Consider the following 16245-nt stretch of genomic DNA (forward strand, 5'->3'; position numbering starts at 1 on the left):
GAGAAGAGCATGGCAAGGATCGCATTCATCGGGCTTGGCAACATGGGTGGGCCGATGGCGGCCAATCTGGTCAAATCAGGTCACGAGGTGCTCGGTTTCGATCTCGCGGCTTCGGTGCTGAAGGCGGCCGAGGAGAGCGGCGTCAAGCCGGCAAGCCATGCCAGCCAGGCGGTCAAGGACGCGGAGATCATCATCACCATGCTGCCGCAGGGCAAACACGTGCTGACCGCCTGGACCGATATCCTGCAGTCCGCCGCGCAAGGGACGCTGGTCATCGATTGCTCGACCATCGATGTCGAGAGCAGCCGCAAGGCGCATGAGATGGCCAAGGCCGCAAGCTGCCTGTCGCTCGACGCCCCGGTCTCCGGCGGCACGGGCGGGGCGACCGCGGGCACGCTGACCTTCATGGCCGGCGGCACGGAAGACGCCTTCGCCAGGGCGAAGCCGATCCTGGAGGCGATGGGAAAGAAGATCATCCATTGCGGCGAGGCCGGCGCCGGCCAGGCGGCGAAGATCTGCAACAACATGATATTGGGCATTTCGATGGTGGGCGTCTGCGAGGCCTTCGTGCTCGCCGAGAAACTTGGTCTCTCGCATCAGGCGCTGTTCGACGTCGCCTCGACCTCGTCGGGCCAGTGCTGGTCGATCAATACCTATTGTCCGGTGCCCGGACCGGTGCCGACCTCGCCGGCGAACAATGACTACAAGCCGGGTTTTGCCGCAGCTCTGATGCTGAAGGATCTCAGGCTTTCGCAGGAGGCGGCGCTGACAAGCGGCGCCTCCACGCCGCTCGGCGCGGAAGCCGCGCAGCTTTATGCGCTCTTCGACAAACTAGGACATGGCGGAAGGGACTTTTCCGCCATCATCGAGATGTTCCGCGAGAAGGCGTAAGCGCTGATCAGCGCTCCCAATAGGCGCCGATGCTCATCCTCCGGCGGTCATGGCCGCGCTCGGTCTTCAGGAAGTCGCGAATGCGCTTGGCTTCCGCCCTTTCGCAGCCGGCCCATACGAAGGTGTCGGCATCCGCATCGCTGAGCGCGTTCTTGATTGATTTCTCGATCATATCAAGCGTGCCGGCCGGTTTGCCGTTTCGATGCATCCAGGTGACATCGAGAATGCCCGCCGAGGGCAGGGGCTGTTCTTCCGCGACGCTGTCGATTTCAAGAAAGATCGTGAGCCGCCTTCCCTCGGGGATATCGGCGGCGATGCGGGAGATGGCGGGCAGCGCCGTCTCGTCACCGGCAAGGATGATCGACGTTGCGTCGGGAACTCCGCCGCCGCCCGGCCCGAGGGCGCCGGCGATGTCGCCCGGCTTGGCGTTGATCGCCCATTCGGCGCCGGGCATGTTGTCGCCCTCATGCAGGACGAAATCGATCTCCATCTCGCCCCGCTCCACATAGACGCTGCGGATCGTATAGATGCGCACGGTCAGTGCGTCTTCGCCGCTCGCCCAGTGGATGCGGCCATCGGGGCGCAATTGCGGCCACACGGGTGGGCGCCCCTTCGGCGGAATGAGCAGGCGAAAATGCAGACCGCCATCGGCAAAATGCCTGGTGTCGTCGCAGGCGACGGTAACCCGGCGCATATGCGGGGTGATGTTTTTGGCGCCGATGACGCGGATTTCGCGCAGATCGGGCAGGCGGTCCGCCTTTGGAGCATCGGACCAGGTGAGCTCCAGCGTCGCCTCGCCGGCAAAGTCGAACAGGTGTTCGGCAAGGATGGCCCGCACATTCTGCAGCGCTCGCGCACTCCGGCAGGAGAGCTCGATCGCGAGTGCCTGGCCGTCTCGACTTATATCGGCCTTGCCGATCATCGTCTCGACTGTCACGGCGTCGCCGTTTCGGGTGACGGTGCCGTGCTCGACGAAATGTGTGCAGATCTCGTCGAGCATTCTGCCGGGATCGGCGGTGATCGCGATGCCGGATACTGTAAATCGTTCAGCCATCATTGCTGAACCTCCTTTCGCGAAAGCAGCCAGATGAGATAGGGGCCGCCAATCAGGGCGGCGAAGAGGCCGACCGGCACCTGGTAGGGGTAGATGACGACGCGCGACAGCCAGTCCGCCGCCATCAGCACGCCGGCGCCGAGGAGAAGGCTCGCCGTCAGCTGGTGGCCCGGGGCGCGGAAGCCGGCAAGGCGGGCAAGATGCGGCGCAATCAGGCCGGTGAGGCTGAGCGGCCCGACAAGGAATGAGGCGATCGCCGTCATCAGCGCGGCGAGGATGGCAAGCGCCAGTCGGCTTGCCCCGACATGAAGGCCGGCAGCGCGGCTGGGGCCGGCGCCAAGCGGCAGGATCGTCAGCCAGCGGCTGAGGAAGGGCAAGGGCGCCGTCAGCACGACGAGCGAGATGATGGCCGTCCAGGCTTCGAAGGCGCCGGCGCGGTTGGTCGAGCCGGAAAGCCATGTCAGCAGGATATAGCCGCGCATATCGCCCTTTGCGAGCACCATGGTCACGATCGCCATGGCGAAGGAGCCGATGCCGACGCCGGCAAGCAGCATGCGTTCCGGCGAGAATTGGGCGCGGGCTGCTATGGCGATCATTGCAAGGAAGGCTGCCAGCGCGCCGAGCGCCATGGCAAGCAGCATGATGATGGGCGAGGGGAAGCCGAAGAGGAAGAGCGCCACGGTCAGACCTGCACCGGCTCCGCTGCTGACGCCCAGGACCTCGGGGCTGGCGATCGGATTGCCGGTGACGCGCTGCATGATGAAGCCGGCTGCCGCCAGCATAGCGCCAGCCCCGGCCGCCACGATCGTTCGCGGCAGTCGGAAGGGCAGGAGATCGGTCAAGAGCGAGCCGGTCGCGACATGCCAGCCGTCCTCGGCAGGGCCGAGGGTGAGGACGACGGCGAAGATCAGGGCGAGGGCAGTAAAAAGCGCGCCAAGGGCCAGAAGCGGCTTAGCGAGCCTGTTCAGCGCTGCGTTCGACTGGGTGGCAACGGCCGAAACGGAATGCACGCTGGGCAGCAGGCAAAGCAATAAGGGACCGCCGAGCAGGGCGGTTGCGGCTCCCGTCGGCGCAAGGTCGGTAAAGCCGGGGCCGAGGATCTGGGTGAGGCAATCGGTCAGGAACAGCAGGCCGGCGCCCATCAGCGGCGCTGTCAGCATCAGTTTGCCGGTGCTGCGTGCGCCGGCAAGCCTTGCGATGGCCGGAGCTGCGAGCCCGACGAAACCGATGACGCCGACCTCTGATATCACCGAGGCGGCAAGCCAGACGGCGAGTGCGATGATCGCCAGGCGGGTCGAATGCAGGGCAAGGCCGAGGCTCCTGGCGCCGCTGTCGTCGAGGGCAAGGATGCGGAGCGGCCGCACCAGGAGAAGAGCGGCGGCAAAGCCGAGGATAAGCCGGGGCCCGAGCGAGAGTGCGCCGTTCCAATCCTGCTGACTGAGCGAACCGGCGCCCCAGATATAGATCGACATGGCATATTCGCCGCGCGAAAGGATCAGCGTGACGCTGAGGGCGGAGGCGATCAGGCTGACGATCAGGCCGGAGAGTGCCACGGTCACCGGATCGAGCCCGCGCCGCCAGCTCAAAGCCAGCACGATGGCGACAGCCGCGAGCCCGCCGCCGAAGGCGGCCATCTCGCGCGAAAATCCGATGAGCAGGGGCGAGAAGCCCATGGCCGCGGTCATTGCCAGTTCCGCCCCGGAGGCGATGCCGAGCGTGGAGGCATCGGCGATCGGATTGCGCAGGACACGCTGCAACAATGTGCCGGAAAGGCCGAGTGCCGCACCGGCGATCAGTGCCAGCATGGCGCGGGGCATGATGCTGTTCCAGAGCAGCACGCTGTTCAGCATGGCTGCATCGGCATCGCCCTTCGGAACCTCAGGACGCGTTACGATGAGGAGTGCGAAGGCCGTGATGCAGAGTACGGGCAGTAATATCGCCAAGACGGGCGTGCCCGCGCTTCCTGCGGGCTTGGCGCGGCTAACCATTCCATGCATGTTGAAGCCCCTCCGCCAGAAAATCGGCAAAGCGGCCGGCCGCCGGCAGTGCGCCATAGGGATTGATCGAACCGAGCATCAGCACGCGTTTTTCGCGCACGGCCGGCAACGCATTCCAGAAGCTGCTGGTCGCCAGCGTGGCGAGCGCATCGGCCGGGTGTGGCGGGATCATCACGATCCAGGCGTCGGGCAGCGATGCCAATATCTCAATGCCGACGGGAGCGGCGGCCGAGTAGCTGGTCTGAGCCTGCCAGGCATTGGTGAGGCCGACGCGTTTCAGCACCTCGCCGAACATGCTGTCGGAGCCGAAGACGCGGAAATGCCTGGCATCGCCGAGATTGATCGGGATCACCGGCCGCCCGTCACCGGCGGCAAGGAGGGCCCGGTGGCGATCGAGCCTGGCTGCAAGCTCTTCGGTCAACTGTCTGGCGGTGGCAAGCTGCAGGCGCTCGCCGATTGCAAGTGTGGCCTGTTCGGCAAGCGAAAAGGGGCTTTCGCCGGGTTTGTAGATCGCATGGCTTTCCACAGGCGCGACTCCGCGCATGCGTTGGTCTGCCCAGGCATAGAAGTTCGAGTTGAAGATCAGGTCCGGCCGTACAAACCGCAGCACCTCGAAATTCGGCGTGCCGCGCAGGCCAAGATCGGCAGTCGTGGCCGGCACGTCAGGCGTGACCGCCACCTCGCGGAATTGCCGCAGTTCCGTCGCCGCAACGACATTCGCGCCGATTGCCAGCAGCGTTTCAAGCAGCGCCCAATCGAGTGTCGCAACGCGCAAGCCCTCCGCCGCCCGCAAACGCGCGGGGGCGGAGAGCAAGGCCGCCGCACCGGCCAGAAACTGCCTGCGGGAGAAAACAGCCATGGTCTACAACAGATAGCTGACCGGCTCGTTTCGAACCGGATGCGGGAAGACGCCCATGCCGACACCGAAGATCGACTGCAGCGTGTCGGCCTGCATGATTTCGGAGGGCGTGCCCTCGGCAGTGATCCGGCCGCGGTTGAGCGCGATGATCGCGTCGCAATAGCGCGCAGCGAGGTTGATATCGTGTAGCACGATGATGACGGTCAGCCCGCGTTCATGGCTGAGTTCCTTGACCAGCGAGAGAACGCTGGCCTGATGGGCGAGGTCGAGCGCCGACGTCGGCTCGTCGAGCAGCAGGCAGCGGGCGTCCTGGGCGAGCATCATGGCGATCCAGGCGCGCTGGCGTTCGCCGCCGGACATGCTGGCGACGGGACGATCGGCAAAATCCTCGAGCTCGGTGCGGACGATCGCCTCCTCGACCATGTTGCGATCCGTCGCGGTGAAGCGGCCAAGCGTGCCGTGCCAGGGAAAACGGCCGAGCGCCACGAGTTCCCGCACGGTCATCCCGTCGCTCGCCGGCGTGAATTGCGCCATGTAGGCGACGTGCCGGGCAAAGGCCCGGCTGCCCCAGTCACCCGCCGGCTTGCCGTCGAAGGAGATGGCGCCGGACTTCGGCGCGACCTGGCGGGCGATGATCTTCAAAAGCGTGCTCTTGCCGGAACCGTTCGGCCCCACCAGTCCGTAAATGCGGCCGCGCTCAAGCGTCAGGTCGATGCCGGACAGGATGGATTTCGGCCCGATGGCATAATCTATCGCCGACAGGGCAAGGAAAGGCGAAGGCATGGTCTGCTCCAGGTTCGGCGCTGCAACGGGTTCGGGAGGGCAGGCCCTCCCTTTCCCCACAGGTTCCTGCAAAACTAAACTCAGATTGTCAACTTACCACTTCCTGCTGAGCTTGAAGGTGATGGTGCGGGCATCGCCGTAACCGCAGACGGTCAGCCCGCCGCAACCCTTGACATATTCCTTGTCGAAGAGGTTCGCGACGTTGAGCGAGGCGCCCCAGTTTTCCTTCTCATATCGGATCGCAGCGTCGACGAGGGTGGCGGCCGGCACCTTCTCGGTATTGGCCTCATCGGCCCAGGACCAGCCCTGATGGCGGACGCCGGCACCAAAGCTCATGCCCTCGAAAGCTCCTGTCGTCAGCGTGTAGTCGACCCAGAGAGAGGCCGTCACCTTCGGGACGATATAGGGTGAATTGCCGACCAGCGCCGGATTGGCGTCGTTCTCCATCACCTCCATGTCGGTATAGGCAAGCGAAGCGAGAAGCTTCCAGTTCTCGTTGATATTGACCTTGCCCTCGAGTTCGGCGCCGCGCGAAACCACCTCGCCGAGCTGGCTCTGGGCGAAGGTCAGCGGGTTGGTCACCGTGTTGTTGCGCTTGTTGATGTGAAAGACCGAGGCGGTCAGCGAGCCGTCGATGAAGGCCGGCTCATACTTGATGCCGCCTTCGAACTGCTCGCCCTCTTCCGGCTTCAACGCGCCGGAAACACCGGTGCCGACCAGCGGGTTGAAGAAAGTCGCAGCACTGACATAGGGCGTCAAGCCATTGTCGAACTCATAGGCAAGGCCGATGCGGCCGCTGAGCGCGCTGTCGTTGGTGCTGTAGGTCGTGCCGATTACGGCGTCCTGGTCGATATCGACATAGTCGTAGCGGCCGTTGAGCGTCAGCAGCCAGCCATCGCCGAAATGGATCCGATCCTGGGCGTAGACGCCGATCTGGTTCTTGGTGACGACGCCGTCCGCATAGACGAAATTGGCGCCCTGTGTCGTGCCATAGATGGGATCGGTTGCGCTGATCGAATTGGAGCCGCAGCAGGCCTGCCAATTTTCGAGGCGGTAATAGGTGTAGTCGAGCCCGACGAGAAGATTATGCGTGGCGCCGCCGATTTCGGTCTCGCCTTCGAGCCGGTTGTCGATCGAGACGCTATCGACCCCCGAGCGGCCTTCGAAGCCGATGCGCGCCAGCTGGTAGTCCGGACCCGTCGGCACGCCGCCGACCCAGCCGTTCAGGTAGGGGCCGATCTCATGCTTGTCGAGATGGCCGTAGCGCGCATTTTGCGAGAACTTGATGCCATTGTCGAATTCATGCTCGAATTCGTAGCCGATCATTTTCTGCACATAGCTGCCGTTGTCGATGTCGGGCTCGCCATAGAAGGCGTCGCGGTCGATCTTGCCGAAAGGCGCATCCTCGACAGTGCCGACATAAGGGAAGAAGCCGTTGCCGGTATGCACCTGGTCGAGCCCGGCGAGGTAACCCCAGACCGTCAGGCTCGTGCTGTCATCCGGCGAAATGGTGAGCTGCGGCATGATGAAGCCGCGCAGATCCTCGGAAAAATCCGAATAATTGTCGCCGCCGGCAACCTTGCCGGTGATGCGATAGCTCATCGTTCCGCTGGAGCCGACCTTGTCGGAGACATCGAAGCCGGTGAAGGCGTTGCCGTTGCTGTTGATGCCGATCTCGGTATAAAACAGCGGCTCGTCGAGCGGGCGCTTGCGGACGAGATTGACGATGCCGCCGGGGTTTGCTCCGCCGTATAGCACGGAGGCCGGACCCTTCAGCACCTCGACGCGCTCCAGCATGAAGGGATCGAGCTGGAAGCCGCCGAAGCCATAGCTGAACAGCGTCAGATTATCGAAGTAGACGCCGGTCTGCGTCGCGTCGAAGCCGCGGATATAGAACCAGTCGGTATCGCCGTCGTTGCCAAAGGGCTGCGAGGTGACGCCGGGCGTATAAAGCAGCGCCTCGTCGATCTTGTTGGTAATGCCGCGATCGTCCATTTCACGGGTGCCGATGACGGAGACGGATTGCGGGATTTCGTTGAGCGGAGTGTCGCTCTTCGAGCCGGCGGAGGAGTTCTTGGCGACATAGCCCTTGACCGGACTGGTGGCGGTGTCGCCGCCGCCCTGGATGATGATCGGCGCGAGCTCAGTCGAATTCGCTTCCTGCGCCGCGGCGGAGCCCGCGATCAGGCCGGCGATCGCCACTCCTGCCAATAGAATTACCTTGAAATTGAGACCCCTGGTCTGCCCGCGCATATGTCCTACCCCACTCGTGCCGCGCGATACCCGCGTGCGGCGAAGCCCTGAATAAGATGAGTGATTAACTCAGTTTTACCGGGGTGGATTGTCGCGATCGGGGAAAATTGAACGTTTTTGGGCAATTCTCCGCGTTGCAAACAATTGCCCGCCAAGCGTTGCAATCAGGCAACTTGTGCCTTCTTCCAGCTCGCCGGCGTGATGCCGATATGCTTGCGGAAGACGCGGGTAAAATGCGCCTGATCGGCAAAGCCGGTTTCGGCGGCGACTGCGGTCAACGCATTTTCGCTTTCGACAAGCAGCCGCTTTGCCCTGTCGAGCCGGACATTGGTCTGCCATTGATGCGGAGCGATGCCGGTCGAGGCCTTGAAGGCATGGCTGAAATGCGATTGCGACAGGCCTGTCAGGCCGGCGAGTTCCTCGAGGCGGATATTGCGCAGGCAGTTTTCCTCGATGAATTCGGTGGCGCGGCGAAGCTGCCAGGAGGCTAACTTGCTGCGTTTGCGCGGCATTGCCTTGGCAATTTTCAGGACATCGATGATCAGCGCCAACGCCAGGCCGTCGCCATAGAGATCGTGCAACGGCTCCGGATTGAGGCATTCGGCGGCGACCAGCTGTGCCAGCGACAGCACCCGCTCATCGGAAAACAGAAGCTGCGGGCTTTCGAGACGGCGTGGATCGATATCCTCCATCAGCCGGCGACTGACGGTCTCGGTGTCGAAATGGATGTCGAGGTGGCGCACCGAATGCACGTCGGTCAGATCGGCCCAGACTTCCATGCCGGCCGGCACATAGGAGATCGGCCGTTTCTCGGTGTCCTGGACGGTGCCCTGCTCCTTCGGCGAGAGCTTGATATGCGAATTGCCCGGTCCCCGCTTGTCGAGCATGATGAACAGCCGCGGATCGCGCGAGACGTAATAGCCGCCGGCATAAGAGGCACATTCCACGTCCCAGACATCGGCGACGATGCCGTTCCACAGGCGGCGATGCACGCCGCCGACGACGGAAAAGCCCTGGATCTTGTTTTGCATCCGCGGTTGAAACGTCATTTCCACTTCCGCCTCCGGCGACGCGCCGGAAGTAAACCTTCAATTTGTACTCAAGTTTATTACCGCAGGCCGAACCGGATGGCAATTGCCAATTCCGGCACCAATCCAGGGAAAATCGGGGTCAATCAGACCTTCGACACAGAGAAGCTGAGGCTGCTATTGCCGAGCAGGATGTCGATCTCGCCGGGTTCGGTCAGTTCGATCGCGCCGCTCAACGTGCCCGTCGTGATGAGCGCACCTGATTTCAGCGATGTCTGCGGGCGCAAGCCGTCATTGGCATAATCGACGAGCCAGGTGAGAACGTCGCCCTTCGGATGCTGTGCCGGACCATCATAGATCGTGCGGCCGGCATGCGTGACCTTGAGCGGCGTGCTACCGGCGGTATCGACGACGCTTTTTTCGAGCTTCGGGCCGAGCACATAGCCGCTATTGCCGAGACGGTCGGCGACGAACAGCAGAAACGAAACGTTGCCGCTTTCCTTCACGGCGCTGACCAGCAGCTCGGCGCCGAGATAGACAGCGGATATCGCCTCGACCACCTCAGTGCGGCTGTAAGGAATGCCGGCGCGGACCGGCAGGTCGCTGCCGAGGCGGACGGCGATCTCGGTCTCGAATTTCAGGCCCGGATACCATGGAATGTCAGCGCCCGAGACGGCTTCGGCATAGGGATGCAGCGGGCCGGTGACCGCCTGGCCCTGCGGCGAGACCGTCACCTTCCAGGCATTGCTGGAAATGCCGCCCGCAGCGGCAAGCAAATCCTGCGCCTCCATCGCCTGATGGAGATCGGTTGGCAGCGCGAAAGCGCTCGTTGCTTCCTGTCGGCCGGCCTGGCGCAGGCTGTGAAGCCGGGTGGCAAGGGCGCGGGGATCGAATGTCTCTGTCATGCTATCTCCTCGACATGATTTTCGAGGTGCCACACTAGCGAGAAGGTTGGGACGAACAAGGCCGCTTTTGGAAAGACTCCTATTCCATCGCCGCGTGCCAGCGGGCGCGATAGGCGGTCAGTCCGGGGATATCGGTCGGCGGAACATGCGTCTCGGCACCCGACACTGGCCGGATGCCGGTAAGAAGGGCCGCACCCTGGCTGGTGCCGGTCGAACCCGGAAGGGCCATGACCTCGCGGCCGGTCAGGGCGGCAAGCAGCTTGAGATAGCTCCCATTCAGCGCAAAAGGCCCTTCGACGATAACCGGGCCCTTGGCGCCAATCAGTCCGAGGCAGGCATCGGTCATCAAAGCGAGATAGAGGCAGGCAGCGGCAGAGCGCTCCTCGGGGCTTGCCTCCTCTGCACCGATCCAGCGGCTTGTCTTTCCCGGGAAAGGCCCTGAACCCGGGGCGATATTCGGCAGCAGCATCATGCCCTTGTCGATGATCGGGCCGATTGCCGCCTGAGTGTCATTTTCGTCGGCAGGGCCGATCTCGGCCGACAGGATCTCGAATTCCCGCCCACCCATGAAACGCGAGGAGGGGACGGCACGGCCATAGGCATCGACATTGGCGAGCGCATCGCGTTTCGGATCGAGATGATCGAGATCGCCGCCGACGCCGAAATTGATGACCCATGTGCCGGTGGAGACGACGGCGAAGGGCGCTTCGCGATTGACCAGATGCGGCAGCAGCGAGGCATTGGAATCGTGAATGCCGCAATAGACCGGCACGGGGGAGTTGAGGCCGAGCTCCGTGGCGATATCCGGCAGGACCGGGCCGAGTGCATCGAAGGCGGAACGGATCGGCGCCATGAGGTCGCGAATGGCGAGCCTGTCGACGAGCGAGGAATAGCGGCCGGCCTTGGGGTTCCAGAGGTCGGAATGACAGCCGAGCGAGGTCAGCTCATTGGCGGCAACACCCGTCAGCCGCGCCGTCCAATATTGCGCATAGGTGAGGATGGTCGCCACCTTAGCGAATTCCTCGGGAAAGGCGCTCTTCTGGTAGTGCAGCTGCGCGCCGACATTGAGACCCATCGCCAGGTGCGGCGAGAAGGTTTCGTCGAAGGAGGGGCGCAGCCGCGTATAGGCGTCGCGGATGTCCTGCGGATATTCGTGTTCATAGTCGATGACAGGCATGGCAAGCGTGCCGTCCCGGCCAAGCAGTGCTGCGGAGGCGCCATGGGTTGTGATCGAAATGGCGTCGAAGCCAGGTTCGCGCGCAAGGCTCTTCAGCGCATCGAGCGCAAAAGACCACAGAGCCTCCACGTCGTAATGCGGATAGAGACCGGTTTTGATCGCGATATTCGGCCGTTTCAACACGGCGATCTCGGCGCCCGTCTCGCTGTCGAGCACGACGACCTTGGCATTGGTCTTGCCGATATCGAGGACTGCGATGCGGCGATAGGAGATGGCGTTCATGGCATATGGAAGACGGTGACCAGGTCGCTCTGGACCGGTGAATTATCGGGATTGGTCGCCATGATATCGGCCATGTGCGCCCACCATTTTTTCACGACCGGATGGTCCGGCAGGCTCGCCATCGTGTGGTCGGCCGGCCGCGTCAACACGCCGAACAGGGTGTTGGTTTCGCGGTCGAGATGGATGGAATAGTCGCTGGCCCCTGATTTATGAAGGAGATCGACCAGTTCCGGCCAGATCTCGTCATGCCGCCTGCGGTATTCGGCTTCCATGCCGGGATTGAGCTGCATTTTGAAAGCGTGTTTTTCCAAAGTCATCGGGAGCTCATGACCTTGATGCGACGGGCGATGATCGGGATGGCGATGGTGATGATCAGAAGCAGGCCGATGAAGATCGACATGACGATGCCGGGCACGTTCAGCAGGCCGAGGCCGAAGGTGACGAGACCCATGACGAAGGCGGCGATGACGACGCCGACGATGGTGCCGGAGCCGCCGAGGATCGAGATGCCGCCGAGCACGACCATGGTGACGACCTCGAGTTCCCAGCCCTGGGCGATCGACGGCCGGGTCGAGCCGAGGCGTGAGGTCAGGCAGACGGCGGCAACGCCGCTCATGACGCCGGTCAACAGGAAGAGGATGAATTTGACGCGCTCGACCGGAATGCCGGAGAATCGGGCGGCGAAGTCGTTGTTGCCGATCGCATAGACCTGCCGGCCGAAATTCGTCGCATGCAGCAGGATGGCGAAAAGGATCGCCAGCACGATGAAGAGCACGAATTCGAAGGAGAATACCCAGACGACATAACCCTGGCCGAAATAGGCGAAATCAGCCGGGTATTTGCCATAGGCCTGATCACCGAGCACGATATAGGAAATACCGCGGAAAAGGCTCATCGTGCCGATGGTGACGACGATCGACGGCAGTTTCAGCACCGAGACCAGCACGCCGTTGAAGATGCCGCAGGCAAGGCCGGTGCCGATGCCGATCGCGACGAGGCCTGGTGTGCCGATGCCGACCTGCGCTGCCGCGCCCATTGCCGTCGAGGCGAGCGCGATGATCGCAGCGACCGAGAGGTCGATCTCACCCGATATGACGAGCAGCGCCATGGCGAAGGCAATCATTGCCTTTTCGGTGAAATTGAAGGTGGCGTCCGAGAGGTTCCAGGCATCGAGGAAATAGGGCGAAGCCAGCGAATTGAAGATGAAGATCAGCACAGCGACGGCAAAGAGCAGCACTTCCCAGCTTGCGGCGATGCGGCGAAAGGGTGTGCCGAGGCGGTCGGGGATGACCCGCTTTTCGTGGGTGGACACGGTGCTCATGCTGCGGCCTCCGTTCTGATCTCGGCTGCGGCGCGGTCGCGCAGGATGATGCGGCCGCGGTTGCGCTCGCGCCTGGCGTTGAAGGCGACGGCGAGAATGATGACGGTTCCGGAGATCGCCATCTGCGTGAAGGGCGAAATGCCGATCACCGGCAGCGCATTCTTGATGACGCCCAGGAAGAGCGCGCCGAGCACGGTGCCGGCGACCGAGCCGACGCCGCCGGCAATCGAAATGCCGCCGATGACGCAGGCCGCAACGCTATCGAGCTCGAAGCCGTTGGCGATATCGACATAGGCAACAGCATAACGCGACACCCAGAGATAGCTCGCAAGGCCGGCAAGCGCGCCCGACAGAACGAAGGCCAGGAATTTCGTCCAGCCCGTATCGATGCCGGCATAGACGGCCGCGGTCGGATTGCCGCCGGTGGCATAGGCCGAGCGGCCGAACTGGGTGTATCTGAGCAGGACATACATCAGCAGCACGATGACGATGCCCACCCAGCCAAGAACCGGCAGGCCGAGGATCGGCGTGCGCGGCACCGACAGGAAGACCGGCGTCATCTGGTGAGCATTGACCCACGCTCCACCCGAAAGCACGAAGGCCATGCCGCGATAGATGGTGAGCGTGCCGAGTGTGACGACGATCGGCGGGATTTCGAGCGCCCAGACGAGAAAGCCGTTGATGGCGCCAAGGCAGGCGCCGATGACGATCGCGGCAAGGATCAGCACGACGAGCGGCAGGTCGGGATAGGCGGCATTCATCATCGCGACCGCCATGCCGGTGAAGGCGAGGTTGGCGGCGACCGACAGGTCGATCGATTTCGTCAAGATAACCGTCATCTGCGCCAGCGCCAGGATGATCAGGATCGAGGTATCGTTGAAAATGCCGGCGAGGTTCTCCGGCGTTGCGAAATCGGCAGCGCGCGTCGAAAAGATCGCGATCATCACGACGATGATGAGGAACAGCAGGGTTTCGCGTTTTCTGATCAGTCTTGCCATGCTCATACCTTAGGAATTCCTGGGCCTTATGAATTGCTGGGCCTTATGCATTGCGGGCCTCATGCATTGCCGGTGGCAGCGCGCACCAGCGCTTCCGGCGACAGCTCGGCGCGGTCGAAAATCCCGGCGGCGAGACCCTCCTTCATCACCAGGACGCGGTCCGACATGCCGATGATCTCGGGCAGTTCGGACGAGACCATGATGATCGACAGGCCCTCGGCGGCGAGTTCGCTGATGAAGCCGTGCACGGCCGCCTTCGAGCCGATGTCGATGCCCTTTGTCGGTTCATCGAGGATGATGACCTTCGGCGCCGTCGCCAGCCATTTGCCGATGACGACCTTCTGCTGGTTGCCGCCCGACAGCGTGCCGACCGGGACGGAAAGGGCGGCGGCGCGTAGGTCCAGCCGCTCGGCATATTTGCGGGCAAGCGCGAATTCTTCTGCCGCCCTGAGGAAGCCCCGGCGCGAGGTGCGGGTAAGCGAAGGCAGCGTCATGTTCTGGAAGATCGGCATCGGCAGCGCCAGCCCGTGGCGGCCGCGTTCCTCCGGCACATAGACGATGCCGGCGCGGATCGCATCCTGCGGCGAATGGATGGTGATCTCGCGGCCTTCGAGCATCATGGTGCCGGAGGCCGGCCTGGTGATGCCGAAGAGCGATTGGGACAGTTCCGAACGCCCGGCGCCGATCAGACCGTAAATGCCGAGAATTTCGCCCTGGCGCAGGGTGAAGGAGATGTCGCGGAATTCGGTGCGGTGGCTGTAGTTGCGGATCTCCAGAACCGGGCCGCCGATGGCGACATCGACCTTCGGAAAAGCATTCTCGACGTCGCGACCGACCATCATGCGGACGATCTCGTCCTGCGGCGTTTCCTTGAGCCGGCCCTGGCCGACGGCGCGGCCGTCGCGGAAGACGACGAAATCATCGGCGATCTCGTAGACCTCGTCGAACTTGTGGCTGATGAAGAGGATCGCCTTGCCCTTTTCCCTCAGGCCCTGGACGATGCGGAAGAGATCATCGATCTCCTTGCGGGAAAGGGCTGCCGTCGGTTCGTCCATGATGACGATGCGGGCCTCGATCGACAGCGCGCGCGCAATCGCCACCAGGTGGCGCTGCGCGATCGAGAGGTCCTTCAGCCGGATCGTCGGATCGATATTGCTTTCGAGCGCAGTCAGCAGCGCCTTGGCGCGGCTGTTCATCGCCTGCCAGTCGATGGTGCGCAGACGCGTGCGCGGCGCGTGGCCGAGGAAGATATTCTCGGCAACCGTCAGCTCGTCGAACAGCACGGTTTCCTGATGGATGGCGGTGACGCCGGCATCGATTGCGGCCTGGGCGCTGGCAAAGGTCACCGGCTGGCCGTCGACGAGAATCTCGCCTTCGTTCGGCCTGTAAATGCCGGTCAGGATCTTGACCAGCGTCGATTTGCCGGCGCCGTTTTCGCCGATCAGCGCGGTCACCGTGCCGGGATGCAGCGCGATGCTGACATTGTCGAGCGCCTTCACGCCCGGAAAGATCTGGGAGATGCCGCGCATTTCCAGAATGGCGGGCGCATCACCGGTTTTGCTGTCCGTGGCGGTTTGTTGAAAGGCAGCGTTCATCAAGCTTCTACCAGTGTCGAATGAGAATCCCGGCGGCCATCAGGCCGCCGGGCTTTAATGCGGTGGTTCCGGATCAGAAGACCTTGGAGAACTGGTCGATATTCGAAGCATTGTAGACGAAGGGATCGGCCATGGCGGCTTCACCATTGTCGCCGACCTTGATCTTGCCCATGCGGCCGACTTCGATCTCGCTGCCCGGCTTGCCGTCGGTCTCGCCCTTGACGAGGCGATAGGCGATCTGCGTTGCGGAGTAGCCGAGATCGATCGGGTTCCAGATGGCGAATTCCTTCGTGGCGCCCGACTTGATCGCGCCGGCCATTTCGGACGGCAGGCCGAGACCGGTGACGTAGACCTTGCCGACAAGACCCTTGTCTTCGACGACCTTGGAAGCGGCGAGAACGCCGACGGTCGTCGGAGCGACGATGACCTTGATGTTCGGGTTCGCCTTCAAGAGGCCTTCGGCTTCACGATAGGACTTGTCCGAGAGATCGTCGCCATAGACCGTGGTGACGAGGTTGAGGCCCGGGAAATCCTTGAGCTGCTTCTTCATCTGGTCGATCCAGATGTTCTGGTTGGTCGAGGTGGTCGTCGCCGACAAGATGGCGAAGTCACCCTTGCCGCCGTCAAGATGGTCCTTGACGAGCGTCAGGCACATCTTGCCGATCAGTTCGTTGGACGACGGGTTGAGCTGCAGAATACGGCCTTCAGGTGCGACGCCGGAATCCCAGGAGATAACCTTGATGCCGCGCTGTGCAGCCTTCTTCAGCGCCGGAACGAGCGCGTCGGGATCGTTGGCCGAAACGGCGATGGCGCTGACGCCCTGAGCGATCAGTGAGTTGATGACTTCGATCTGGCCTTCGGCCGTCGTCGTCGTCGGACCGGTATAGATGACCTCGACGCCGCCGAGCTCCTTGGCAGCTTCCTGCGCGCCCTTGTTGGCAGCATCGAAGAAGCCGTTGCCGAGCGACTTGACGACGAGACCGATCTTGATGTCGGCAGCACTAGCCGTGCCGGCCATCATGGCGACGGCAAATGCCACGCCGATTGCGAGTTTCTTTGCGAGTTTCATGCTTTCATCCTCCCACTTGATTGACACTCTTCA

The 16245-nt window shown here is 62.9% G+C and carries 14 protein-coding genes; 1 reads left to right on the plus strand and 13 read right to left on the minus strand.

Annotated features, from left to right (window positions below; genetic code table 11):
- The first annotated feature begins 9 nt into the window (after positions 1-9).
- Positions 10-891, plus strand: a complete 882-nt coding sequence (mmsB, locus tag ACM5SV_RS04480; protein WP_017996474.1) for a 3-hydroxyisobutyrate dehydrogenase — start codon at positions 10-12, stop codon at positions 889-891.
- A 7-nt stretch (positions 892-898) separates the two neighbouring features.
- Here the strand turns inward: mmsB and ACM5SV_RS04485 are convergent, their stop codons facing one another.
- The 13 genes from ACM5SV_RS04485 to rhaS all read right to left on the minus strand — a co-directional run bounded on the left by ACM5SV_RS04485 (position 899) and on the right by rhaS (position 16212).
- The gene (locus ACM5SV_RS04485; protein ID WP_017996473.1) at positions 899-1948 is read right to left on the minus strand and encodes a DUF2218 domain-containing protein; all 1050 of its coding nucleotides are present in this window, start codon (positions 1946-1948) and stop codon (positions 899-901) included.
- Positions 1945-3933: a Fe(3+)-hydroxamate ABC transporter permease FhuB gene (gene fhuB, locus ACM5SV_RS04490; protein WP_419425163.1), complete on the minus strand. Its 1989-nt coding sequence runs from the start codon at positions 3931-3933 to the stop codon at positions 1945-1947. Before fhuB ends, ACM5SV_RS04485 begins: the two co-directional genes overlap by 4 nt.
- On the minus strand, positions 3926-4801 hold the full coding sequence (locus ACM5SV_RS04495; RefSeq protein ID WP_003553879.1) for an ABC transporter substrate-binding protein: 876 nt from the start codon (positions 4799-4801) through the stop codon (positions 3926-3928). Before ACM5SV_RS04495 ends, fhuB begins: the two co-directional genes overlap by 8 nt.
- A 3-nt stretch (positions 4802-4804) precedes the next feature.
- Complete coding sequence (locus ACM5SV_RS04500) at positions 4805-5584, minus strand: ABC transporter ATP-binding protein (RefSeq protein WP_017996471.1); 780 nt, start codon at positions 5582-5584, stop codon at positions 4805-4807.
- Between the two features lie 93 nt (positions 5585-5677).
- Positions 5678-7837, minus strand: a complete 2160-nt coding sequence (locus ACM5SV_RS04505; protein ID WP_419425080.1) for a TonB-dependent siderophore receptor — start codon at positions 7835-7837, stop codon at positions 5678-5680.
- A gap of 164 nt (positions 7838-8001) precedes the next feature.
- A complete protein-coding gene (locus ACM5SV_RS04510; RefSeq protein WP_041935778.1) occupies positions 8002-8886 on the minus strand; it encodes a helix-turn-helix domain-containing protein in 885 nt (294 codons plus the stop codon).
- 125 nt (positions 8887-9011) lie between these two features.
- Positions 9012-9770 (minus strand): fumarylacetoacetate hydrolase family protein, encoded by a 759-nt coding sequence (locus ACM5SV_RS04515; protein WP_012763263.1) that lies wholly within the window; start codon positions 9768-9770, stop codon positions 9012-9014.
- 79 nt (positions 9771-9849) lie between these two features.
- On the minus strand, positions 9850-11229 hold the full coding sequence (locus ACM5SV_RS04520; protein ID WP_419425081.1) for an FGGY-family carbohydrate kinase: 1380 nt from the start codon (positions 11227-11229) through the stop codon (positions 9850-9852).
- A complete protein-coding gene (rhaM, locus tag ACM5SV_RS04525) occupies positions 11226-11546 on the minus strand; it encodes an L-rhamnose mutarotase (protein ID WP_003553870.1) in 321 nt (106 codons plus the stop codon). Before rhaM ends, ACM5SV_RS04520 begins: the two co-directional genes overlap by 4 nt.
- Positions 11543-12550: an ABC transporter permease gene (locus tag ACM5SV_RS04530; RefSeq protein ID WP_128407209.1), complete on the minus strand. Its 1008-nt coding sequence runs from the start codon at positions 12548-12550 to the stop codon at positions 11543-11545. The genes rhaM and ACM5SV_RS04530 overlap by 4 nt, the downstream gene beginning before the upstream one ends.
- Positions 12547-13548 carry an ABC transporter permease gene (locus tag ACM5SV_RS04535; protein WP_128449775.1) on the minus strand — a complete coding sequence of 334 codons (1002 nt, stop codon included), beginning with the start codon at positions 13546-13548 and terminating at the stop codon, positions 12547-12549. Before ACM5SV_RS04535 ends, ACM5SV_RS04530 begins: the two co-directional genes overlap by 4 nt.
- 59 nt (positions 13549-13607) lie before the next feature.
- Complete coding sequence (locus tag ACM5SV_RS04540; RefSeq protein ID WP_419425082.1) at positions 13608-15143, minus strand: sugar ABC transporter ATP-binding protein; 1536 nt, start codon at positions 15141-15143, stop codon at positions 13608-13610.
- Between the two features lie 73 nt (positions 15144-15216).
- The gene (gene rhaS / locus ACM5SV_RS04545) at positions 15217-16212 is read right to left on the minus strand and encodes a rhamnose ABC transporter substrate-binding protein (protein WP_003553864.1); all 996 of its coding nucleotides are present in this window, start codon (positions 16210-16212) and stop codon (positions 15217-15219) included.
- Positions 16213-16245: the final 33 nt, after the last annotated feature.

The sequence above is a fragment of the Rhizobium sp. CRRU65 genome (assembly GCF_048551595.1).
GTDB lineage: Bacteria > Pseudomonadota > Alphaproteobacteria > Rhizobiales > Rhizobiaceae > Rhizobium > Rhizobium leguminosarum_J.